Annotated in this window: 29 protein-coding genes; 4 read left to right on the top strand and 25 right to left on the bottom strand. The window is 41.6% G+C overall.

All coding sequences use genetic code 11. The features are described from left to right. Positions 1-6: 6 nt before the first annotated feature. The 5 genes from ftsL to MHI11_RS12185 all read right to left on the bottom strand — a co-directional run bounded on the left by ftsL (position 7) and on the right by MHI11_RS12185 (position 4,535). Positions 7-354 carry a cell division protein FtsL gene (gene ftsL / locus MHI11_RS12165; protein ID WP_044141994.1) on the bottom strand — a complete coding sequence of 116 codons (348 nt, stop codon included), beginning with the start codon at positions 352-354 and terminating at the stop codon, positions 7-9. A 37-nt stretch (positions 355-391) separates the two neighbouring features. Next, positions 392-1,324, bottom strand: coding sequence for a 16S rRNA (cytosine(1402)-N(4))-methyltransferase RsmH (gene rsmH, locus MHI11_RS12170; protein ID WP_003210993.1), 933 nt, complete (start codon positions 1,322-1,324; stop codon positions 392-394). Positions 1,325-1,390: 66 nt separating this feature from the next. Next, positions 1,391-1,822 (bottom strand): division/cell wall cluster transcriptional repressor MraZ, encoded by a 432-nt coding sequence (gene mraZ, locus MHI11_RS12175; RefSeq protein WP_003211163.1) that lies wholly within the window; start codon positions 1,820-1,822, stop codon positions 1,391-1,393. A gap of 128 nt (positions 1,823-1,950) precedes the next feature. Continuing rightward, entirely contained in the window at positions 1,951-3,570 is a 1,620-nt protein-coding gene (bshC, locus tag MHI11_RS12180) for a bacillithiol biosynthesis cysteine-adding enzyme BshC (protein WP_044141995.1), read from the bottom strand. 65 nt (positions 3,571-3,635) lie between these two features. Then, positions 3,636-4,535, bottom strand: a complete 900-nt coding sequence (locus MHI11_RS12185; RefSeq protein ID WP_340961164.1) for a 2-dehydropantoate 2-reductase — start codon at positions 4,533-4,535, stop codon at positions 3,636-3,638. A gap of 210 nt (positions 4,536-4,745) precedes the next feature. Between MHI11_RS12185 and MHI11_RS12190 the strand changes: the two genes are divergently transcribed. Beyond that, positions 4,746-5,225: an N-acetyltransferase gene (locus tag MHI11_RS12190; RefSeq protein ID WP_003211702.1), complete on the top strand. Its 480-nt coding sequence runs from the start codon at positions 4,746-4,748 to the stop codon at positions 5,223-5,225. A gap of 45 nt (positions 5,226-5,270) precedes the next feature. On the opposite strand, the gene gerR is transcribed toward MHI11_RS12190, so the two are convergent. From gerR to MHI11_RS12205, 3 genes are all read right to left on the bottom strand, one after another. After that, complete coding sequence (gene gerR / locus MHI11_RS12195; protein ID WP_044141997.1) at positions 5,271-5,810, bottom strand: sporulation-specific transcriptional regulator GerR; 540 nt, start codon at positions 5,808-5,810, stop codon at positions 5,271-5,273. 138 nt (positions 5,811-5,948) lie between these two features. Then, positions 5,949-6,122, bottom strand: a complete 174-nt coding sequence (rpmF, locus tag MHI11_RS12200) for a 50S ribosomal protein L32 (protein WP_008354700.1) — start codon at positions 6,120-6,122, stop codon at positions 5,949-5,951. 21 nt (positions 6,123-6,143) lie between these two features. Then, positions 6,144-6,662, bottom strand: coding sequence for a YceD family protein (locus MHI11_RS12205; RefSeq protein ID WP_003210956.1), 519 nt, complete (start codon positions 6,660-6,662; stop codon positions 6,144-6,146). 206 nt (positions 6,663-6,868) lie between these two features. Between MHI11_RS12205 and MHI11_RS12210 the strand changes: the two genes are divergently transcribed. Further along, a complete protein-coding gene (locus MHI11_RS12210) occupies positions 6,869-8,113 on the top strand; it encodes a nucleotidyltransferase (RefSeq protein WP_340961165.1) in 1,245 nt (414 codons plus the stop codon). Positions 8,114-8,150: 37 nt separating this feature from the next. Here MHI11_RS12210 and MHI11_RS12215 read toward each other — a convergent pair whose 3' ends face one another. Further along, positions 8,151-9,179, bottom strand: a complete 1,029-nt coding sequence (locus tag MHI11_RS12215) for a SepM family pheromone-processing serine protease (protein ID WP_044141998.1) — start codon at positions 9,177-9,179, stop codon at positions 8,151-8,153. A 4-nt stretch (positions 9,180-9,183) separates the two neighbouring features. Beyond that, positions 9,184-9,963 (bottom strand): patatin-like phospholipase family protein, encoded by a 780-nt coding sequence (locus MHI11_RS12220; RefSeq protein WP_340961166.1) that lies wholly within the window; start codon positions 9,961-9,963, stop codon positions 9,184-9,186. Positions 9,964-10,121: 158 nt separating this feature from the next. Between MHI11_RS12220 and ylbJ the strand changes: the two genes are divergently transcribed. Then, positions 10,122-11,330 carry a sporulation integral membrane protein YlbJ gene (gene ylbJ, locus MHI11_RS12225; protein ID WP_340961167.1) on the top strand — a complete coding sequence of 403 codons (1,209 nt, stop codon included), beginning with the start codon at positions 10,122-10,124 and terminating at the stop codon, positions 11,328-11,330. Between the two features lie 13 nt (positions 11,331-11,343). Here ylbJ and coaD read toward each other — a convergent pair whose 3' ends face one another. The 9 genes from coaD to MHI11_RS12270 all read right to left on the bottom strand — a co-directional run bounded on the left by coaD (position 11,344) and on the right by MHI11_RS12270 (position 16,403). Then, a complete protein-coding gene (gene coaD / locus MHI11_RS12230) occupies positions 11,344-11,826 on the bottom strand; it encodes a pantetheine-phosphate adenylyltransferase (protein ID WP_044142001.1) in 483 nt (160 codons plus the stop codon). Positions 11,827-11,829: 3 nt separating this feature from the next. Continuing rightward, positions 11,830-12,387, bottom strand: coding sequence for a 16S rRNA (guanine(966)-N(2))-methyltransferase RsmD (gene rsmD, locus MHI11_RS12235; protein WP_106065233.1), 558 nt, complete (start codon positions 12,385-12,387; stop codon positions 11,830-11,832). Positions 12,388-12,697: 310 nt separating this feature from the next. After that, a complete protein-coding gene (locus MHI11_RS12240) occupies positions 12,698-12,970 on the bottom strand; it encodes a YlbG family protein (protein WP_003212137.1) in 273 nt (90 codons plus the stop codon). Between the two features lie 66 nt (positions 12,971-13,036). Further along, positions 13,037-13,486, bottom strand: a complete 450-nt coding sequence (locus MHI11_RS12245) for a YlbF family regulator (protein WP_003211139.1) — start codon at positions 13,484-13,486, stop codon at positions 13,037-13,039. A 57-nt stretch (positions 13,487-13,543) separates the two neighbouring features. After that, positions 13,544-13,951, bottom strand: a complete 408-nt coding sequence (locus MHI11_RS12250; RefSeq protein ID WP_044142002.1) for a hypothetical protein — start codon at positions 13,949-13,951, stop codon at positions 13,544-13,546. Positions 13,952-14,023: 72 nt separating this feature from the next. Then, positions 14,024-14,272, bottom strand: coding sequence for a YlbE-like family protein (locus tag MHI11_RS12255; RefSeq protein ID WP_044142004.1), 249 nt, complete (start codon positions 14,270-14,272; stop codon positions 14,024-14,026). Positions 14,273-14,291: 19 nt separating this feature from the next. Then, positions 14,292-14,705, bottom strand: coding sequence for a YlbD family protein (locus tag MHI11_RS12260; RefSeq protein WP_044142005.1), 414 nt, complete (start codon positions 14,703-14,705; stop codon positions 14,292-14,294). Positions 14,706-14,814: 109 nt separating this feature from the next. Next, positions 14,815-15,858: a CAP domain-containing protein gene (locus MHI11_RS12265; protein ID WP_044142006.1), complete on the bottom strand. Its 1,044-nt coding sequence runs from the start codon at positions 15,856-15,858 to the stop codon at positions 14,815-14,817. A gap of 122 nt (positions 15,859-15,980) precedes the next feature. Further along, positions 15,981-16,403 (bottom strand): CBS domain-containing protein, encoded by a 423-nt coding sequence (locus MHI11_RS12270; RefSeq protein ID WP_044142103.1) that lies wholly within the window; start codon positions 16,401-16,403, stop codon positions 15,981-15,983. A 161-nt stretch (positions 16,404-16,564) separates the two neighbouring features. Between MHI11_RS12270 and MHI11_RS12275 the strand changes: the two genes are divergently transcribed. Next, positions 16,565-16,930 (top strand): YugN family protein, encoded by a 366-nt coding sequence (locus MHI11_RS12275; RefSeq protein ID WP_044142007.1) that lies wholly within the window; start codon positions 16,565-16,567, stop codon positions 16,928-16,930. Between the two features lie 31 nt (positions 16,931-16,961). On the opposite strand, the gene ctaG is transcribed toward MHI11_RS12275, so the two are convergent. The 6 genes from ctaG to cyoE form a co-directional block, all read right to left on the bottom strand. After that, positions 16,962-17,840 (bottom strand): cytochrome c oxidase assembly factor CtaG, encoded by an 879-nt coding sequence (gene ctaG, locus MHI11_RS12280; RefSeq protein WP_106065229.1) that lies wholly within the window; start codon positions 17,838-17,840, stop codon positions 16,962-16,964. Between the two features lie 30 nt (positions 17,841-17,870). Beyond that, a complete protein-coding gene (ctaF, locus tag MHI11_RS12285; protein ID WP_044142009.1) occupies positions 17,871-18,200 on the bottom strand; it encodes a cytochrome c oxidase subunit IVB in 330 nt (109 codons plus the stop codon). Positions 18,201-18,202: 2 nt separating this feature from the next. Further along, entirely contained in the window at positions 18,203-18,823 is a 621-nt protein-coding gene (gene ctaE / locus MHI11_RS12290) for a cytochrome c oxidase subunit III (protein WP_003210862.1), read from the bottom strand. Further along, positions 18,823-20,694 carry a cytochrome c oxidase subunit I gene (gene ctaD / locus MHI11_RS12295; protein WP_044142010.1) on the bottom strand — a complete coding sequence of 624 codons (1,872 nt, stop codon included), beginning with the start codon at positions 20,692-20,694 and terminating at the stop codon, positions 18,823-18,825. The genes ctaE and ctaD overlap by 1 nt, the downstream gene beginning before the upstream one ends. A 170-nt stretch (positions 20,695-20,864) precedes the next feature. Continuing rightward, on the bottom strand, positions 20,865-21,932 hold the full coding sequence (gene coxB / locus MHI11_RS12300; RefSeq protein WP_003212202.1) for a cytochrome c oxidase subunit II: 1,068 nt from the start codon (positions 21,930-21,932) through the stop codon (positions 20,865-20,867). A 278-nt stretch (positions 21,933-22,210) separates the two neighbouring features. Beyond that, positions 22,211-23,128 (bottom strand): heme o synthase, encoded by a 918-nt coding sequence (cyoE, locus tag MHI11_RS12305; protein ID WP_044142011.1) that lies wholly within the window; start codon positions 23,126-23,128, stop codon positions 22,211-22,213. Positions 23,129-23,185: the final 57 nt, after the last annotated feature.

The raw sequence follows: 23,185 nt of genomic DNA on the forward strand, positions 1-23,185 counted from the left end.
GCCATGTTAATCGACCTTCTTAACATCTTTCGAAATAGTTAAGCCTGCTTTTTTCGCAGCATCAATGATTCTTTCTGGTTCACTCAGCAAATCTTTTTCCTTTTGTAGCTCAGTGATCTTCTTCGATTCTAAAGATACTTGCTGTTCTAGCTTCTGCACTTCGATATTGGCGTGATAGACAGCAAAGGCTTTAGAAATGATGAGAATCGAGCTGCACATAAGAGCCATGACAAACATGACAAGTAAGATTTTTTCACCAAGTGTGATAGAACCTCTTCTTTTAATGACAACCGATTGGCCTTGCTGCTCTGTTTGATGTTGCTTCACTTCTCTTTGATAAGCCAAATTACTCATAAGAAACCTCCTTTTTATCATCATCTATGGTGTCATTTTACTTTTTTTCTGCAATTCGGAGCTTCGCTGAACGGGCACGGTTGTTATGTTCCAGCTCTTGTTCTGATGCAACGATCGGTTTTCTCGTGATCAGCTTCAGCTTGGGTTCAAGTCCTTCTGGAATCACTGGTAGTCCGTGCGGAAGTTCTGGAAGAGAAGACATTTCTCTAAATGTACTTTTACAAATCCGGTCTTCAAGTGAATGGAATGTAATGACAGAAATTCTCCCCTTCGGATTGAGTAACTCTATTGCTTGTTCTAGTGCTTCTTCAAATACTTTCAATTCATCATTTACGGCAATTCGGATCGCTTGAAACACTCTTTTCGCTGGATGTCCGCCAGTTCGTCTTGCAGGTGCCGGAATTCCTTCTTTGATAATGTCAACAAGCTCACCCGTTGTTTCAATTGGCGCTTTTTTTCTTGCTTCTTCAATTTTGCGTGCGATTTGCTTACTGAACTTTTCTTCCCCATATTTGTAGAAAATCCGAACTAGATCTTCAAATGGCCATTCATTTACCACTTTTTTTGCCGACAATGCGGCTGATTGATCCATTCGCATGTCAAGAGGTGCATCATGGTGATAACTAAAGCCTCTCTCTGGTGTGTCGAGCTGAGGAGATGATACCCCAAGGTCAAAAATCACACCGTCTACGCTTGTAATACCTTGTTCATTCAGACGTTCTTTTAAATATCGGAAGTTGCTTTTTATGAAAAGAATGTTCGCTTTAGAATCCGCAAGCTTCTCTCGTGCATGATCCAGTGCAGCATCGTCTTGGTCAAATCCAATCAATGTTCCTTTTTCTGATAATTGAGATAGTAAATATGAGCTATGACCTGCTCCGCCTAGCGTGCAGTCCACATATGTACCGTCTTCTTTTACGTTTAAACCGTCAACTGTTTCTTTTAATAATACTGTCTCATGTTGAAACATGATGTTATGGTCCCACCTTTTTCAAATAGAAATGAATGTGTAGAAAGCTTGCTGCACAAGGGATTATTATATATCAAATCCAATCATGTTTTCAGCAATTTCAGCAAAAGAATCTTCTTGCTCTTCTGTATATTGTTCCCAGATCGACTTACTCCACAACTCAATTCGATTTGAAACGCCGATGACCACACATTCTTTTTCGAGTTTTGCATATTGGAGTAGGTTTGATGCGATGTTAATACGCCCCTGCTTGTCCAGATCGCATTCGACTGCGCCAGAGAAGAAGAACCGGGTAAACGCACGTGCATCTTTTTTCGTTAGCGGTAGTGCTTTGAGTTTCTCTTCGATTAGTTTCCACTCACTCATAGGGTAGCCAAATAAACATTGATCAAGCCCTCTCGTCAGCACAAACTGTTCTCCGAGACCGTCTCTAAATTTAGCAGGGATGATCATGCGCCCTTTTGTATCAATCGTATGTTGGTATTCACCCATGAACATGATAATCAGAGCCCCACTTTCTCACCCATACTCTCCACTATCCACCACTTCTCTCCACAAACCTTATTCTACACTGTTTCTACATAAAAAAAAACCCTGAACTAGTCAGGGTTCATTAAAACTTTATTTCAAAGTTTGACAATTTGTTGCTTGTTTTGAAATGAAAATGGCATATTTTTGAATGTTTTGAAGAATTCTGGACCATATTTGTTTAAAAAGTACATGATATTCCAAATTCTTTCCTGCGGGGCATCTAGTGGTTTTAAACTATTTTCAATCCGTTCAAAGTCCCGAAGGATGTATCCTTCCTTCTCCTCCACACGCTGCGCCACCTTTTGATACACAAATTGAAGCTGGTCTTCAATAAATTTGGCATTTTTATCTAGCAGCTGCTCGAAGTTTGGTTCAATCTCCAGTGCTTCTTGTCTCATCACACCATGAGCATTTGCTAATTCTCGTTTGGCGTGTTGAACCGCTTGAACAAAGCTGTCTGGAAGACTTTGCTGAAAGTGCGCTTCTTTCTTTTCTTTCACTCCATTTGTCAGCACTTCTTCTACCGACAGTTCTCTAACTGGCAGTTTCTTGTCAATGTGCCTTTCAAGAATGGTCACATGCAGTCTCGGAAGAACAGGCGCCATCTTTAATTTAAAATGCTCAAAGATTCCTTTCAGCTCTCCCCAATAGTTAACCTCACCGTGTCCTGCCATAAAGGCAAGTGCCGGGAGAAGGGTTTCCTGCATCAAGGGACGCGTCACCACATTGTTGCTAAACCGTTCTGGGTGCTCCTCGACTTCCTGCAAAAGCTCTTCCTTCGTCCACGTAAGCCCCACTTCTGATATAGAAAACCGGCCGTTCTCTTTTTCAATCAGGAAACGTTCCTCATCATACTCGTAAAACAGATTCGCCTGATTGTCACCAGCTTCAATAATTGGCTGATATCCTGCTCGTTTCATAGCAGCCTGCGATTCATTTAAGCGAGCAGTAACCGCATCATTTGTCTCGACAATGTGCTTGAATAACGCACGCTCAAGCGGTTTGACACCTAAGTCACCTGAATTAAATAAAAGCAGTCCATCTTCTTCAAAGAGGTCACATACAATCCATTCAAAGAAATCAGTAAACGTTTGTGATTTGCGTAAACATCGAAGAAGCTGTTCAAGCAAGTCATTGGTGTATGCAGATTCTTCATACGTTGAAAACACATCACGGAGCCATTTTTCAGTTTTTTCCTGATCAAGCGGGATTCTTTTCGCAGCCGCTTTTTTGACGTTATGTAATGACAGCTTTTGTTTCACTGGCCCCTTTTCGCCAGATGTGTACACAAAATTAATTTCATCTACGTCATGATCCTCACCGGCTACCCAAAAGACCGGAATCACTGGGACGCCAAGCTCTGTTTCTTTTTCTTTTGCAAACTGAATGATGGATATGATTTTATGTATGGTATAAAGTGGTCCTGTTAATAGACCAGCCTGCTGTCCTCCGACCACCATGACACTCCGTTCATCACGGATCTTTTCAATGTTCTGGCGCATCGCTTTTGATTCAAACTTTGCATGGTACGCGCTCATATAATCCGCTAAAGCCCCGCGCGGGAAGCTCATTTCCATGAGATCGTCGTATCTCTTTTTCCATGTGTGTTCAGAATGTATATCATAATCAAAAAAAGTCGTCATCTCTTTTTTTTCTTCTATATAATCACGTATGAATAAATTCTGACTTCGGATGGAAAGTTCAGTCAATTGCATGTTTAGAACTTCCTTTCTTCAATAAATAGTTAGTTTCCCGAAAAAAGTATAGCATGTAAATGAGCTCACTCAAAAGATTTTGTTTGCTTTTTTTCCAATACTTCCAAGCTTCGATCAAAGAAAGTGAGATGTGGCGCCGCAACGCCGTGAGCTTGAGCCTTTTTTAAAAGATAGCCAAGGATGGCTTTTCTTTCGGTTTGGCGGCCTTTCACTATATCTTGAAGCATAGACGACTGATTCTCAGCTGTTTTCTCACAAACAGAGACTACATAAGACCAGAGCCGCTCTTTTTCAGGTAAGCCCAAGATGGAAACTGCTTCTTCAAATGCACATTTCATCATGTATTCATATGAAGGGTTTGCGATCAATTCCCCGTTTCTCACATGCAGCAAAGCCGTAAGCGGATTAATACAGACATTGACAAGCAGTTTTTCCTCCAGCACCTTTTTCCATTCATCCGTATAGATCATCTGAAAATGAGATGATGTCTCATTCAATGCTTTTTTTATATCAGCTGCTTCTTCATGCTGAAATGCCCCCCACTTGATGACACCGATACCTGTATGGTTCACTGCATGATCTGACATCTTCATAGCTCCGTGCTCTACCACACCTATGTATAATGAATGTCCCGTTTTCCAATTCTCCAAATCTAATAAGTGAGCCATTCCGTTCTGTAAGAATAAGATACGATGAGGAGGTAATGTCGATAGTTCACCAAGCACATCTTGCAAATGATGATATTTCACTGTCACGATGAGCAAATCAAATTCTCCTGTTATTCCTGTCTGTGCATAAACAGCCGCCTGGCATGTTTCTCCTTTTACTGTTCGCTCTATGCCTACTGCTCGAATCTCTTCTGCCTGTTCGTTTCTACTTGTAAAGACTGTGACGTCATGATGCTGCGTTAAATAACTAGCACAAAGCAGACCAATCGCACCGCCGCCAATGATTCCAATGTTCAACTGCCGCACATCCCTTTTTCGTTTACTTCATGATATCAACTATTTTAACAGGTTCATGTCGTGATGCAAAAAGCAGATGACGCGCTATAATTGAATTTTTTTAATTTAAAAACTATAATAATAAGTGTAAAAACTTTTTTGAGGCGGATGGGATGAAAACGCCTTCAATGACATCACTGTCGACATTATGTGTGTAAGGGGGAAGATCATATGGCACAAGTAAAACGACTTCTAATTAATTACAAAACATTAGAGGAATTTAAACAATTTAAGGAATACGGCATACAAGAGCTATCCATGCTCGAAGACCTTGAAAGCAATATGATTGAAAATGACAGCAACTCTCCATTTTACGGGATTTATTTTGGAGATAAACTAGTGGCACGTATGAGCCTTTATCAAGTGGACGGCTCAACGACAACGTATTTTAACCACAACCATGATTATTTAGAGCTGTGGAAGCTGGAAGTGCTTCCTGGGTATCAGCGCAAAGGGTACGGCGAAGCACTTGTTGAATTCGCTAAATCGTTCGGATTGCCAATTCGGACCAATCCACGCGTCAAATCTGCCGGTTTTTGGGATAAAATGGGTTTTGAAGCAGTCAAATATGATATGGAGCGCGATAAGGGTGAAAATCCACTCATCTGGGAGCCCGCACATATTCAAAAAAATACAGGTGAGTCCGCTTAAAGGCTGATCACAAAACGCCCCTCCTTTCTCTTGAGGGGCGTCTCTTTATTTAGCATATTCTTTTAAGCTAATATTCTGTTTGACTCTTTCAACAATACTTATGAGTGCCCGGTAATCTTCTTCTGTCATTTTTAATTGCCGCTTTAAGTGTTCATTTTCTTCTGTAAGTGACTTCAATTGATGCTGTGCATCTGCCAGTTCTTCGCGTAAATGAGCAGGTCCATCAGGTTCTTTTTCAAGCTGCTCTAAAAACTGAATCACTTCTCGAAGGGACAATTCAGCCTGATTTGAAGAAGTCTTCTCTTCTATGGTTAACGCATGCTGTGGTAAACCAGAGGAATGAATACCTATTTTTTTACGCAATTCTTTCCGCTGTTTTTTTGCCAGCTCTATGCCTGCCTGATATTGTTTTCTAACATATGAGTTCCACCTGAAACCACATGCTGCCGCTGTTCTTGACAATGCTTTCCCGACTTCCTCAAATGCGGAAAGCTGCGTCCCTCCATCTCGAATGTGCCTTAAGACGACTTCTGCTAAAAGTAAATCTTCATCTTGTGTCCATGCGTCCTGCCTTGTAATTGTCAATTGATCATCCCCCCTGAATCTGAATACCACATCATATGCGCCTACTAGAGTAGATAGACTATTTGCAGGGGAGAAACCTAAAAAATAGACAAATAAAAAAACGCAAGGGAAGATTCCCTCACGTTTTTTTATCAAGCATTAGTTGCTTTTTACGTCTTTGCCTTTGTATGTTCCGCAAGATTTGCAGACACGATGAGAAATTTTCATTTCACCGCATTCTGGGCAAGCTACCATACCAGGTACTTGTAGTTTAAAATGCGTACGACGCAATCTTTTTTTCATTTTAGAAGTTCTTCTAAAAGGTACAGCCATTATTCCCACCTCCTTAAAGAGTTAAGATTCATTATTTTCTTCTAAGAGCTTCTTCAAGCCTTCCAGACGCGGATCAATTCGGTTTTGATGTGCATCTTCCGAAATGACCGCCCAGTCATTCCCTTCTTGTGGTGCAGCACCTTTTACGTCCGTTTGGTCGCAAAAGATTTGCATCGGCACTTCAAGAAGAATTTCTTCCTTGACTAAAGGCGTTAAGTCGATGATGTCGTCTTCTACAATAGAAACGTCTTCATCTTCTATGTCGTCTGTCTTATGAAGTACAAATAGTTCTTTCGTTGAAATCGCAAATGGATAATTTACATCAACAAGCGTTCTTGAACAAGGCAATGTCATTTCACCTGTGATGGTTAAATCAAATGCGACTTGCTTTGATTCGATCACTCCAGTCCCTTTCACCTCTACCGGTGAAATGCGACGTATATCTGAATGAAGGCTAGTAAGTTCATTTAAGTCAACCGTCTCATGAAAATCGAAGCTGTTTTTAGCTTTTTGATGTAACTGATAAACTGTCCATTTCAATTGTATCACCTCTAAGAGCAACAAACATGATTATAGCTTTCCTCATGTTATTTGTCAATATTTTTTCTTTACAGTCCTTTGTGATGTCAGAGCGTTGTTTGACATCAGTTCTCGGAATGCCTACACTGAAAAAAATGGGCTTCATTTTTCCCTTATGCTACTGTAGCATAGACCATTTAACCATAGCAAGAAAGGCGGAACATCTATTGAAAGCAACAGGAGTCGTTGTCGAGTATAATCCATTTCATTATGGACATGCCTATCATGTTCGTCAGGCGAAAACACATACCTCCTCAGATGTTGCCATTGCCGTCATGAGCGGTTCCTTCCTCCAGCGCGGTGAGCCTGCCATCGTCTCAAAATGGGCGCGGACAAAAATGGCACTGCAAAACGGTGTAGACATTGTGTGTGAGCTTCCATACATATACGCAGTGCAAAAGGCAGAAACCTTTGCAAACGGTGCTGTGGCGATTCTAGATGCTTTAAAATGCCGCTCCCTTTTTTTCGGCAGCGAGGATGGTGACATCAAAGCATTTGAGCGAACGGCTCGTGCTTGGCATGAGAAAAAAGAAGAAATTGACCTTTTCACAAAAGGAAAAGTAAAAGAGGGCCTTAGTTATCCAGCTGCAGCTGCTGCTGCGTTTCAAGAGGTGATTGATCCTAAGCACTTACTGGATCTGTCTCTGCCCAATAACATTTTAGGTTTCCATTATGTCAAAGCCATCTTGGAGAGATCCCCTCACATACAGCCCTTTACCTCTCAAAGGATTTCATCTGGTTATCATGATGAAGAACTACCTAAAAATCAGAAAATCGCAAGCGCAACAAGCATACGAAAAGCGTTAAAAGATCATGGTACATTTGAAACAGTCGCCCCTTATCTCCCAGAAGCTACGCTCAAGCAATTACATGACTATCATTCTTCATATGGTCTTCTACATACACAAGAAGCCTACTTTAGCTTCTTAAAACACGTCTTTCACACAATGGATACGGCAGAACTAGAAGGCATCTATGAAATCGAAGAAGGCATCGAACACCGCATGCAAAAGGCGATTACACATGCCTCCTCCTACGAGGAATATCTATCACTTGTGAAAACAAAACGCTATACGTGGACAAGGCTGCAACGGATGAACACACATCTCTTAATGAGGGTGAAAAAGTGTGCCATGCATGAGCTGCTGAAAGAGAAAAAAGCGCCTTATATTCGTTTACTTGGTATGTCAAAGAAAGGGCAGCAATACTTATCTCTTGTGAAAAAAGAATTGGACGTGCCGCTCGTTAGTAAACTGTCTGCCTTTTCACATCCCGCACTTGATCTTGATATTCGCGCATCCCGCGTCTTCAGCCTGCCCGTTAGTGAGCCGATGCAAACGAACTTAACGGAAGCGGAATTTAAAACCTCACCGATCCGATATGATGAAGAGACTGGTCTCTTCCAGTCTTAGCAAAAAGAGCAGCCTTGCGTAAGGCTGCTCTTTTTGATTAAGATGCTTTCTCTTTTAATTTGTTTAAATAGTTCAGCGCATCTTGCATTGTATCTACAGGCACAATTTTCATATTACTTTTAATATCTTTCGCTGTTTTGACAGCATTTCGATAGTCTGAATTTGGATCACCTTTATCATTCGGTGCAAAGAATATATCTTTTCCGGCTTTATCTGCCGCCACGACCTTTTGATCGATTCCGCCAATTGGACCGACCGTTCCATCGGCGTCAATTGTTCCCGTTCCTGCAATCGCATAGCCATGTGTTTCGTCTTCTTTTGTCAGCTGGTTATAAATTTCAAGTGACATCATAAGACCCGCTGACGGTCCGCCGATATTTTCAATATCCACCTTAATAGAAGGTGAGACTTTCACATTTCGGTCTGTAAATAATGATACGCCAATTCCAACTCGATTCGGCTCTTCTTTAAATGGTTTTAACGTCACTTTCTCCGTCATGTCTTTGCCATTTCGTTCAAGGACAAAACGGACAGATGTACCTGCTTTTTTGCTACTGATATACGAAACCATTTTATCAGCAGAATCATAGGTCTTACCATCAACGCTTTTGATTCGGTCGCCCACTTCAATTTTGCCGTAAGCAGGCATTCCTTTCATCACGTAGCTTGCATATACGCCGTTAAACGTATAATCTACTTTTTTACCTGCTTTTGTATATGCTGCAATCATGGCATTTTCTTGAGAGCTTTTCATCAGCTGAAGCTGCCTTTTCATATAATCTTGATCCGACTCCCCGTCTGCTTTCATATTTTCTTCTGGGACGATTTCGTCATATTTATTCATTTTCGCAAGCAAATACGTATACGGATTGGCTGGACCTACTTTAATTGTCATAAGAGAGAAGCTGCCCTTCTCGCCATATCCGCCGTCTACTTGAATGTGGGGAGCAATCTCGGTTGCATCACCCGGCTTTGTCACGTAATATGGCAGTTTGACAAAGGTTAAGCCACATAATACAAGGATAACGACAAAAAAGCTGAGCCAGCGAATATTTAATTTTTTCATTCGATTAACACTCCCATTTATCAATGACATCTTTCAGTTTACCTGTTAGTTGATCTGCGGCAAGCTCACCTGCTTCAATCATCTCCTGCACCTGCGCGAACGCACTCGAGCTAAATGTTTCAAGCTTCGGCCGGATCATGACATCAGCGTGAATGGTTTGATGACGGACCAATTCATTTTGAAGGATGTCCAAACTTTGCATAATCACATCCGATAATCTCGTCGCCTTTTCTGTTTTTTTCACCCTTGATACATCTGAGGCGATAATGAGGTCTGCGCCCATATCTTTTAAAACAGACACAGGAATGCGGTCCACAACCGCTCCATCGACTAACTGTCTGCCACCCATTTCATGAGGAACAAACACGCCTGGAATGCTGATGCTTGCTCTGACTGCTTGTGAGACAGACCCTTTTTTAAACACGACCTTCTCCCCTGTCTCGAGGTCACAGGCCACCACCGCAAGGGGCATTCTTAATTCTTCGAATTTTTTCCCATATGTAAACGTGTGAATCAGCTGCAAAATTCGATTTCCTTTTAAAAGACCGATTTTTGGCAGTGTATAGTCAGCATAATACTTTCTTCTGAAGACAAGTGCAAGTTTTTTCATTTTTTCTACGTCTTGTCCTGCTGCATAAAAACTCCCAACAAGTGCGCCAATACTGCTGCCAGCGATCATATCTACCTGAATACCTTGTTTCTTAAGACTAGATAAAACCCCGATATGTGCCATTCCCCTCGCACCCCCAGAGCCTAACGCAAGCCCGATGACTGGTCGCCTCATGAAAATCCACCCTCCTCTTTTCTATGCATATATACGAATCTATTGGTCTAAACATGCCCCTTCTGCTCGTATAGTAATAGAAGACAGGCTCGGCTAGTTTCTTTCTTTTTTGATCACGAGCTCGCCAATAGATCATAACGGCAAGGGGCGAAATCTCCATGAAAAAATGGAACACTCTGTTCATCGCTGCTTTTTTTATCTTTTTAACAGCCACTGTGATTACACATCCACAAGCCTCTTTGCAAGCGTCTAAAAATGGACTTGCAATGTGGTGGGAGGTTGTATTTCCATCATTGCTTCCTTTTTTTATTTTGTCCGAGCTATTAATTAGTTTCGGGATTGTCAGATTTGTCGGGGTATTATTAGAACCATTTATGCGCCCTATCTTTCGAGTACCTGGTGTAGGCGGATTTGTCCTAGCGATGGGAATGGCATCAGGCTTTCCTTCTGGTGCTAAATTAACCACAAGACTCAGGCAGGAAGGACAACTGACACAAATCGAAGCAGAGCGCCTCGTTTCTTTTACAAATTCATCGAATCCATTGTTTATTTTCGGTGCGGTGGCTGTTGGTTTTTTTCATCATCCAGCTTTAGGAATTGTTTTGGCCTGCGCACATTATTTAGGGAATCTCGCTGTTGGGGTGACGATGCGGGGATATAAAGCACGGCATGATGCACATCTGAGGAGCCGTAAGCGATTTTTATTCCCACCGTTTCAAGAGGCATTCAGCGCTCTTCATACAGCAAGACTCGCAGAGAAAAGACCGCTCGGCCAAATTTTAAGTGATGCGGTCATGTCATCAGTCCAAACACTCTTTATGATTGGCGGCTTTATTATCTTATTTTCTGTGTTTAGCAAAATGCTGTCAGTTGTTCATGTGACGGACCTCTTATCCATAGGGATCGGATATATGCTACAAACGATGCATCTTCCGCCAGAATTAGATCTTGCGATGATTGCTGGTTTATTTGAAATCACATTAGGAAGTCAGCTGACAGGATCACAGGAAGGCACCCTTCTTGCTAAAACGATTGTCGTCAGCTTTATATTAGGATTCAGCGGGTTTTCTGTTCAAGCTCAGGTCGCTGGCATTCTGGCGGCAACAGATATACGCTTTAAACCGTTTTTCTTCGCTCGTTTGCTTCACGGGATTTATGCAGCTGTTTTTGCCTTCTTATTGTTCAAGCCTCTTTATGTCTCTCGATCTGACATGGCTCTCCCAGCAGGTGCCTTTGAAGCAAGCCAGCAGGTCGTCATGTACAGCAGCGTGCTTTGGAATCAGCTTGTGACAGCTGGCCCTTTGATCACGCTATGCAGCTTGATCTTGTATACGGCGCTATACTATCAGAAATTAAAAAAAGGATGAGTACACGGTGCACTCATCCTTTAAATTTTTCTATCAGCGCTTCTTCTACCTCTTTTGGCACAAGGTCTTTGACTGAACCATCATATTTCGCTACTTCTTTGACTATGCTGGAGCTTAAGAAGGAATACTGATTGTTGGTCATCATGAAAAACGTTTCAATGTCATCGTTTAACACTTTATTCATTGATGTGCCTTGCATTTCATATTCAAAGTCTGTCACAGCTCTTAATCCGCGTAAAATGACTTTGGCTTCTTTTTGTTTCGCATAATCAACAAGCAGACCGTGAAAGGATTCAACTTTGATATTTGGCAGATCCTTCGTCGCTTGGCGAATGAGCTCACACCGTTCTTCAACGGTAAACAACGGTTTCTTGGATGAGTTATTTAGTACACATACATACACTTCATCAAAGATCTTTGCACCTCTTTTGATGATATCCAAATGGCCCAATGTGACTGGATCGAAGCTACCCGGACAAACGGCTATGTTCCCCATGCTTTAATTTCCCCGCTTTCTATAGATCGTAATACCAGTCAACCCGTACAGTTCCTGTCTTGATATGTAAAGCTGTCCAGCTTCCTCTGGCAGTATAACGTCCTTATCATGCTCACACACGATCACGCCGTCATCTGTTAATAAGGCATGCTTGTCAATCATGTCAAGAAGTGCTTTCAGCTGTTGATCTTTATAAGGCGGATCAAGAAAAATCGCTTGAAAGGATTCCTCTCGTTTCACAACGGCTGCGAGTGCACGCTTTGCCTCGTTTCGAAACACTTCACTTTGATCAATCAGCTCCAATTGATTGAGGTTTCCTTTTATCGTTTGAATCGCCTTCATATCTCGATCAACGAATATGCAATGATCGAATCCTCTAGAAAGCGCTTCAATCCCTAAACCACCGCTTCCCGCAAATAAATCAAGGGCCCATCCGCCATCAAAATACGGGCCGATCATATTAAATATCGATTCTTTTACTTTATCTGTCGTCGGTCTTGTTGATTGACCTGGTACCGCTTTAAGTGTGCGGCCTTTTCTCGTTCCAGAGATGACTCTCATTTTCCCACCACTTTTTCTGCTTGCTTCTATTGGTTATTGTGTATGACAAAAAATCCAACATTATCTTACCACAACACTCCGCAGGGGACAATGCGCGGACTTTCATTCATTTTCTATGTATAGATCAAGAAAAGCGGGGTCATACTACTTATAACAGCATCTGATGTGGTGCTGTTGCCAACCGCGGAGAAGACTTACGTTTCCCCATAAGTTCTTCCTCCGGTTTCTCCTCTCCCTTTGCCTTCTCCTTAATGAATCATTAAGAATAGAAGGACCCCGCGGGTGATGCCGCGGGGGTTTTTTTGTGTCTTTAAAAGCCCACTTTATAATCATACTCTTTTGCTTTGTCCAATTTGGATTCGTACTCTAATTTAATAAAAGGTTTATATGAAGGCTCAACACGCTTCACAAATGGCAATGAGCTGAGCTTAGCCATATGGCGCTCGAGATCATTCATATCACAATAGATCACTGCATATTTCATTTTCCTTGAAATATAGTGAACATTTCCAAATTTTCTTAGCGCCTTTGACTGCTTTAACGAATGCAGCCAAACGACCATCCCTTGACGTTTGGTTTCCATCTTTTCACCTGCCGCTTTTTCAATTCTTTTCAGTCATTATGTAAAAGACGAGACATTCAAGTCTCGTCAAGATACTTTACAGCCACAGCTGCCACCAGATCCACAGCCACCGCCGCATGATGATAGACCATCAAAATATGGGTTCCCTGTTGGAACTTTGATATATGCTGATACAGCTTGACCGATTTCAATACTAATCTCATCTAAGATGGATTGAATCGCTGTTTCTGCTTTTTTGAAATCAACCACTGTATCGTGAAGATCTATCTTTCTTTTGACCTCACGCATTTCCTTTGAGATCGTTCTATAGTCCGGATGGTATTTGCCGAACCGCTGCACATCCTCATATTGCTCTTTTACTTTTGTAAAATGGGCAATAATTTGTTGGGCTTCTTCGTCTTGCTGGAGACGCTTAAAGCAGTTGCGGTAATGTTCAGCCTCCTCCGACTGAAGAATCATGGCAGCCAATTGATTCGCTTCCTCTTGGAGCTCCACAGATTCGATTGTCGCATACATAAATGATGCACCTCCAATTGATAGTTTACCACGAAACCTATGGATCAGAAAATGCTTTTACGTCACAAATACATCCCATGTCTCTCTTTTCTGCCTATATTCTGGATGACGAGAATTGAGCACAACGGTCATTTTATGCTTTCCTTTTGAGAGATGCTTGACCACAAATGCAGCAGTATATTCATTGCCTGCACGTTTTCCGTCTACATACACTGTAAAATATCCCGCCTTCTCATCCTTTTTTAGTCGCGTAGGCTCAAGATGAAAATCTTGCAGTGTACTTTCTATATAAACAGAAGACCCCTGCACTTTGTATTTTAAAAAGCCTTGCTGCTTCATTTCACTCTGGGCTTGCTGCATCACATGTACAGCTGGATCTTCCTTCATGACTTGCTTCTCTTCATGTTGACTTTGACACCCGGTGACAAGAAAAAGCAATGCGCATATTGACAGCATCCATTTCATCATCTGATTCTCCTTTCATCTACTTTTATAGGATGCTCAGGAAATGGACATCTTAATCAACTCAAAAAAGCCTCATCCGGCTCCATTTTGATTACGCATTGCTTGGAACATTTGAATCATCATTTCAGCCATTTGGACACTGTTACTCAACTGACTCACACGATGAGGAATGGTTTTTTCGTAAAAATTCATTTTATCTAATTCAAAGGACGATAGCTTATCAGGATGTCGAGTCAGCTGTCTGTACCAGAGAGGACGCTGTCTGATGAATTTGATTCGATCCTCTTCGGCCATGACAAACTCCTGTACTTCTTTCCGCACCAAAAGCATCCCCTTTCACTTAATCTTTCCTGAAGGAGAATGGGTGCTGACTGCCTCCAGATGAACCTTTCTTTGAGCCATTTGATGAAAATTGTCCGAGTAAGCTTTGTAAAGAGGAAATAGACTGGCTCATTTTGTTGATTTGTTCATTCATTTGATCAGCGTCCATTTTTTTCACAGCAGAAACCATTTTAGACATAAAATCGGCTTTTCCCGCTTCACTTGGCTTAGAGGCTTTTTCTTCTTTCACGTCTTCAGATTGCGTTTGCCGGTAAGGAGACCACATCTCATCTTCTTCACCAAACATGACCCAATTTTCGTATACACTTTGCCAGCTTTTTTCTTGCGTTTGCACTTCTTGAATTAACTTCGGATGGCGTCTGACGAATTGTTTAAATTCATCAATGGATGTTTGTTTTTGCTTGTTTGTCATATCCTCACCCCCCATACAAATGCCTACTATACTATATACATCAGCAGTTATTTTGGTGAGCCTCTTTTTCAATCAAAAAAAACAGCTGTGATGGTGCAGCTGCTTTCGTTTAAGATGTTTTTTTGATGAAGTTTTGGGTGTAGTATTTTTCTTTCACACCGACGCCAAGGTGTGTGTAATCTTTATTTAATAACGCCTTCCTATGACCTTCACTATTGAGCCAGCCTTCTATCGCTGCAGGTCCATCTACATAATTATAGGCAATGTTTTCACCTGCAAGCTGAAATGCCACCTCGCCTCTTTCTAATCGGTCTTTCAGCGTACCGTATTTTTTAGATTCATGGGAGAAATAATGATTCTCTTTCATGTCCTCACTATGCATGAATGCCACTTCAGAGGTTTCATCATCCCACTTTAAGATCGGCAGTTTGTACTTATGACGAATAATATTGGTCATATCAAAAATTTGTTTTTGACTGGAAGCTTCGATCTCTTTCCATTTTTCACCCGATATTGCCTCTGGTTCTATCAATTGACCACGATAGACGACTTCGTATGGCTTTTGTTTCACAAATGTATCTGCGTTAAACGCCCTGATACTTGAAAGGGTGCTTTCAAACTTATCCATGTAAAGCTGAACATATACATCATCGTCCACTTTCACGGTGGGTCTTGTATTCATATCATCTTCTGAGAATTCAAAGCGATATGAATTTTGTTCATCCTCTACATGAATATAAGGTGCAATTTGTGTTTTTTTAAATACCTCACTTGTGGCTTGACCGATTTTAAACGGTTCAACATTGAGCCCGTCTCCTGTTGCAAACAATGTCACCACTTTACTATCCTTTACCCCTACTTGAATATAGTGCTTCTTCGATTGATTGTATATCCACCAGTCATAATCATATGCGGAAGGATCAATGCGATCTGGTTCTCCCAGCTGTTTAAGCACTTCGTTTGAAGATTTCCCCATAAAGGACATGAGCCCCTTTTTCGGGATGTTGATCGGCTTATCGCTAGATGTTTCTTCATTAGACACCTTCGGTTCATTGCTGTTTTCTTTTTCTGGTGAAGATCCATATTGAATAAACAGAACGTACGTTCCAGATATAATCAGGAGGATGAGGAGTGTTTTGAGCACAGTTTTCAAATAAACACCTCCGTTAAATTGGCAAGGTACAAAAAGTACCTTCTACTGTCATTTAAACAAAACTCGCTCTATTTATCAACGACAATACAGCCTATTTAACACGAATTTAAAATATGCCCCTCTTAATGAAGAAATCCTTGCCCATGATCTTGATCCTGCTGAGAGATTTCTGTCAGTGCATCCCCTGCGCGATCATTCGATAAATCTTCGACGGATAAATCTCCAAGAGCGACAATCCCTGTTAATGCACCGTTCTTCACAACAGGAATGCGGCGAAGCTGGTGCTCTGACATCAGCCGGACAATTTCTTCAAGCGTTGCATCTTCTTCTGCTGTAAGTACTTCCTTCGTCATCAGCGAGCCTACTTCCTGTGAGTTTGGCTTTTTTTCTGCAATGCCTCTGAGTACAAGGTCACGGTCTGTCACGATACCAACGAGCTGATCTCCGTTAACCACGGGAATGGCTCCAATGTCTGCGTCTCTCATTTTGACTGCCGCTTCATACGTATTGTCATCTTGCTGACATGTCACTACTTTTTTTGTCATAATATCTTTGATTTTTTTCGTTTTCACGTTGATTCCTCCATCTGTTATTTTCTTTATTACTGTAACCAGGTTATAAAAGAACATACCTTTCACAGTTGAAAGTTTAACGCTTTCATACTATGATTGTCAGTAAAGGGAATTTTTATAAGGAGGGGTTTTGGGTGAAGTTTGAAGGTATGGGGATTGAAAAGGTAGCTGCTGACTTAAATAAATTAGATTTCATCATGGAAAGTGAAGGATTTGTACGAGCCGATCAATGGGATTATGAGCGTGTGACGTACGACAGAAAGTTTAACATGGTAGAGGGAACCTTTTATTTACGCATTTCCGGCTACGCCACCGAAGGGGATGTTGGTTCAAAAAGAGCACACATACAGCTTCTCACACCTTTACTCGGAAAACATTATTATCCGCACGGTGTTGAATACGGCGAAGGCGAAGATTTCCCTAAGTCTCTCATCCAATCAAGCAAAAAAACGCTTGAACAGCTGAAAGAAAAACTAGAAGCAATGACTGCAGAAGCATAAACGAAAGCACAGCCATCCGGCTGTGCTTTTTTCATTCATATTTCGGAATCAGGGCATCTGGTACGGCATCTTTCGCTCTTTCTTTTCTTGCCCAGTCAAAGAAGACAACAGCAAGGATCGAGCCGTACACAATCTCCTGAATAATTTTCATCAAAATCGCGCCTAGCTGCTGGTCTTCTAGCAGCGGCAAGGTATGGAACATTTCAGGACCAGTGAGCGCAAGACCTGCCAGTGTATCACTTGGTACGCATAGATGCAGCGCCTGTATCCAAGCACCAGCATCAGAATAGGTTGCATAGATCGGTGCCTCACTAAACATGATAAGTGCACACGCAGGAGTCATTAATATCCCGTCTGCCATGATATAACCAAGCTTTAAAATGCCTGTAATCTGAGGCTGACTTTGGACTTTATGAACGAGCGGCCACCACATGAAAAAGGCAGCGATAAAAATGACCACTGTCATCAGCGCATGATAAAACGGATCTGTTTTCACAAAGTCAAACACAAGCGGAATATGGTACATCGAAAACAAGCCGTTAAACCCAAGCAATGCAATTAAAGGTTTGGAAAACAAACGAAACATCTGCTGAATGCCTGGTGTTTGTATGATCCGCTCCCAAATGACCGCAGGTAATCCTGTAATAAGGAGAGGCGGAATGACTAAATAGAGCACCGCCATTTGCGCCATATGTGCACTAAACATAATATGCCCCATTAAATCAATCGGGCTTCCTTTTACGGTGTATAACAGAACAAGCCCCGTCAGAAACAACGTTTTCTCTTTTACCGTCGCACGATGCTTCCCCTTTGTCACAAGAAGCAGATAAAGAGCAGCTGCTATGACAATACTAGTCAAATAGTAAGGGCTCCATAATGCCCGAAATCCGAATATTTCTAAGTTCTCCATTGCTGCGCCTCCTTCAAGGGCAAAGCGGGCTTACCACCAAATAATGGTCAAAAAGGCTAATACGGTAATAAACGCGACAAACACACCTGAGTAAAGAAACAATGCGGGTGTTTCATGCCCTTTTTGGTTCATGTGCATAAAATAATAAAGCTGAAAAGCCACCTGAATAACGGCAAGCAGTAAAATAAATGGTACTGCGAACCAGTTTCCTACGTCTTCAGAAGCGATTGTTAAAAAGGCAACAAAGGTTAATCCAATCATCAAGCCGAAAGAAATGAGCTGATGCTTCATTTCTTCGGCATTTTTCTTTTTACGGTATACAAGATCGACTTTAGACTGATTTGTGCTTTTATTTCCCATTCTTATCCCACCATTCCCATTAAATATACAACGGTAAAGATGAAGACCCACACAACATCAATGAAGTGCCAATACAGACTTGCCACATAATATTTCGGCGCATTGTATAAATCGAGTCCGCGTCTCATATTTCGAATCATAAGAGCGGTAATCCAGCAAAGTCCGAAGGCGACGTGAGCCCCGTGAGTTCCTACAAGTGTATAGAAGGAGGAACCAAGAGCTGAGCTGGTAATGGTAAAATCATACGCATGCACATAATGATAGAACTCATAAATCTCAACCCCTAGAAATGATGCACCTAATAGCACAGTCACGCCAAGCCAAAGCTGCATCTTTTTAAAGGCAAAGTTTTTCATATGATACATTGCATACACACTCGTTAAACTGCTCGTCAAAAGAAGCATCGTGGCAATAAAGACAAGTGTGAGATCAAACATATCCGTTGTTTTTGCTCCGCCTGCATTAGAATTTTTCAGCGCCAAATACGTGGCAAATAGCGATGCAAACAGAACGGTTTCTCCCCCAAGAAACAACCAGAACCCGACAAACTTATTCTTTCCTTCTAACGTGGCTTTCTCAGGAGAAGCCGGAAAAGTTTCTGCTGTCATTTTTTGTGGTTCCATTATGCTTTCACCCCTTTATCATCGTCATCGGTCAAATCTTCTTTGTGAATATGGTACCCATGATCGTCTTTAAGAGAGCGAACCAGCATGGTCGCAAATGTAATGCCAAGACCAATGAGTATCACTGGAAGCCCCCAGCTATGCTCTTGACGATACATGAAGCCAAACGCTGACACAAATAGACCGAATGAGATAATGACAGGTAAGATGGAATTATTCGGCATGTGAATATCATCGAGCGGTTCAGATGCTGTCATTCCTTTTTTACCATCCATTTTTTCAATCCATAATGGATCTAGTCCTCTGACAAGTGGAAGCTGTTTAAAGTTATATTCTGGCGGAGGTGAAGACACTGCCCATTCAAGCGTTCTTCCGTCTCCCCAAGGATCGCCCGATACACGCTCTCCTTTTGCTGTCGTCCAGATGACGTTAATCAGCAGAATGACAACAGCTACAAACATAAACAGCGCCCCAATCGTACTGACCAAGTTCCCAAGGTCTAACCCCTGACCTGGCAGGAATGTAAAGACTCGGCGCGGCATGCCCCAAAGACCTAGGAAATGCTGAATAAAGAAAGTTAAATGGAAACCGATGAAAAATAGCACAAAGCTAATTTTCCCAAGCTTCTCATTCAGTATTTTTCCAAACATCTTCGGCCACCAGTAATGCACACCAGCTAAAATACCGAATACGACCCCGCCGATAATGACGTAGTGGAAATGCGCCACGACAAAATACGTATCATGGAACTGATAATCTGCTGCAGCTGCTGCAAGCATAACTCCGGTTACCCCGCCAAGTAAAAACGACGGTATAAAGGCAACGGAATACAGCATCGGCGTTGTAAATTTCACATTACCGCCCCATATGGTGAGCAGCCAGTTAAATACTTTAATTCCTGTAGGCACCGCAATCGCCATTGTGGCTACAGCAAAGATCGCATTGGCAATTGGACCAAGTCCTGTTGTGAACATGTGATGCGCCCACACCATGAATCCAAGGAAACCAATCAATACAGTCGCAAACACCATGGACGAATAGCCAAACAACCTTTTTCTTGCAAACACTGGAATGATTTCAGAAAATATTCCGAATGCTGGCAGGATTAAGATATAAACTTCTGGGTGTCCAAAAATCCAGAACAAATGCTCCCAGATGATTGTATTACCGCCGAGCTCTGGATTGAAAAAGCTCGTATCAAACATTCTATCAAGCATCAGCATCGCAAGCCCTGCTGTAAGTGGCGGGAATGCGAATAAAATCAGTGCTGAGGCGACAAATGTCGTCCAAGTAAAGAGCGGCATTCTCATATACGTCATCCCAGGCGTTCTCATATTAATAATCGTTGCTAGAAAGTTGATTCCGGCAATTAGCGTACCAATACCCGCTATCTGCAACCCTAAAATATAGAAATCCATGCCGTGTCCTTCTGAATTCAGCGTGAGCGAAGCGTATGCAGTCCAGCCTGCATCAGGTGCCCCGCCCATAAACCACCCAAGGTTTAAGAAAATTCCTCCGAAAAAGAACAGCCAAAAACCAAGTGAATTCACAAATGGAAACGCTACGTCACGTGCCCCAATTTGAATGGGTACAACCGCATTCATTAATGCAAATAAAAGCGGCATTGCTGCAAGGAATATCATTGTTGTTCCATGCATCGTCATGACTTCATTGTAAAACCCTGCACTTACAAAATCATTTTCAGGGATGGCTAGCTGAATACGGATAATCATCGCTTCCAGGCCGCCAATTAAAAAGAAAAATCCCCCTGCCACTAAATATAGTACGGCAATTTTTTTGTGGTCAACCGTCGTCAAGTAATCCCATAAGACAGCGCCAAACCCCCGCTTTTTAGCTATAGTACTCACCATGAAATCCCCCTCTTATCTCCCATTTGCCCCTTTTCATATAGATGTCTATTTTAACTTTACACAGACTGTGTCTGACAGATGGCTATTTCTTGGTTGTAGAGACATATTCGGGAGCTTTTAACAAAAACTTCACATCGATTACATACCCTCTTACACATGCTTATTAGAAATTACTCGATTTTAAGTCCTTTTAAATACTCATAAAGTGCATCTGCTTCTGAGTCATTTAATTTAGGGTACGTCCCTGTCATTTTATTCCCTGGTTTAAAGCTCTCTGGATCTTTCAGCCATGCTTTTACGTTTTCTTTGTTCATGTCTTTAATTCCAGCTACTTTCGTTCGCTCTCCGAAGGTTGCAAGGTTTGGTGCTGTCCTTGCCGCTTCCGGCCGTTCATCCCCAGGCTCAACTGCGTGACAGCTCAAGCAGTTTTTCTCTTTAAATAATTTTTCACCTTCAAGGGCGAGATCTTTTGTGGATGTAGGCTTCTTGTAATCAGCCATTTTTTTCGTCCATCCTAAAAACTCATCTTGAGAAAGCGTTTTAACTTTAAAGTCCATTAAAGCATGTGAGGGACCGCAAAGCTCCGCACATTTCCCGTAGAAATATTCTCCTGCATCTTTCGTTCGTTTTGAATCAAAGGTTAAATAAAACTTGTTTTCATTGTCTGTGTTTGTATCAATTTTACCGCCAGCCGATGGAACCCAGAAAGAGTGTTTCACATCAGATGCTTTCAACTTAAAGTAAACCTTTTGATCTGTCGGTACAATCAATTCCTGACTTGTGACAATCCCATAATCAGGGTATTCGAATTCCCACCAATATAAACTGGCTCTTACATTGACAACAAGTGTCTTTTCAGGATCTCGTTTTTTCTTATCCATAGCGCTTGTATCCCCAAGCTCAAGCGTGTATGCCACAACAGGCACAACGAGAATAATGAGGAGAAGAATCGGAATCGCTGTCCACGTAATTTCTAGGTTACGGTTCCCTTCCACCTGCTTTGGAATCGTATCTTCTCCCACTTTAGAACGTTTGAATTTAATGATGACGTAAAAGAAAATGATCGATACAACAATGACGACAAGAACCATAATGAGTGTACTCAGTACAGTTAGGAAAAATTGTTTATCTGCTACTTCCCCAACTGGTTTGAGTGTTGATAAGTATGGTTCACCACAGCCCGCCAAAACGAGCGTCAATAAGAGAAACAGTGAATAAACACGCCATTTTCTTATCATAATTTGTCCCAACCCCTTTTGCTTGATCTCCTTTGCCTTTCGCTTTTTACCTCTTATTTATAAAATCACTTTTCACCCATCCATAACCCCCGCCTCTTATAAAAGCACTTACATTTCCTCTTTTCATAAAAAAATGATGTTTTTACTCAAAATACCATCTATGTATAAACAGAAAGCCGCCTAAATAGAACTGAATATCAGGCGGCTTTCATAGTTGTTAGAAAATGTTGTGTTATAAGATATAGCCTTGTTTTGATGTGATCAAAGTGTATTTTACTCTAGAATAGTGTAATAATAATCATCGCGACGAAAAAGATGGTTAAGTAGTTTAATGAATAAACGAACATGAGCGTTGACCACTTCATGACGTCTTTCATTTTAAAGCCCATAAGGCCAATGGCAAGCCATCCAATATTCAGCAATGTGCCAAGTGCGACAATCGGCCATCCTAATCCACCTAAGAAAAATGGAAGTGGAAGAAGACATGCTGTCCAAATGATAATTTGGCGCTTTGTGACTTCAAAGCCATAGACAACTGGTAGCATTGGAATGCCTGCCTTGCGATAATCTTCCGTTTTCTTAATCGCAAGTGACAGGAAGTGCGGGATTTGCCAGATGAACAAAATCATAAACAAAACCCAAGCCATTGTGTCAATTGTGCCGGTGACAGCTGTCCAGCCAATTAATGGCGGAACCGCCCCAGATACACTTCCAATGACAGTATTGATGGTGTAATGGCGTTTAGACCACATGGTGTAGAGAACCGCATAAGTAAAGACTCCGATAAATCCAATCACTGCTGATGTGATAGTTGTCATCAGAAGCATGATGAGTCCAAGTACAACAAGCAAAATACCAAATGCATACGCTTGCCCCGGCTGAATTTTACCTGTGACGGTCGGTCTTGTTTTTGTTCTTTCCATAACTATATCAATATCACGGTCAAACGCATTATTAATGGCGCATGAACCTGCAATAATAAGAGAAGAACCAATCATTGTTAACAGCACAATATCAAGATTCCCAAGGAAACTCATATCTGTAAAATAAAAAGCAAGCCACATTCCAGTAAATGTTGTAATGAAGTTGGAATTGACGATGCCCATTTTAATAAGTGCAAGAAAATCTTTCAAAGCTGTGGTTTCTTCTATTTGTCCATGAATAGCTGCTTCCGCGGCTGTTTTGGAATTTGCCAATGTGTATAACCTCCCTTGCCCAAACCTTCAAACTAACAATAAAACGTAAAATCGTTA

The organism is Bacillus sp. FSL K6-3312 (assembly GCF_038007485.1).
Lineage (GTDB): Bacteria > Bacillota > Bacilli > Bacillales > Bacillaceae > Bacillus > Bacillus pumilus.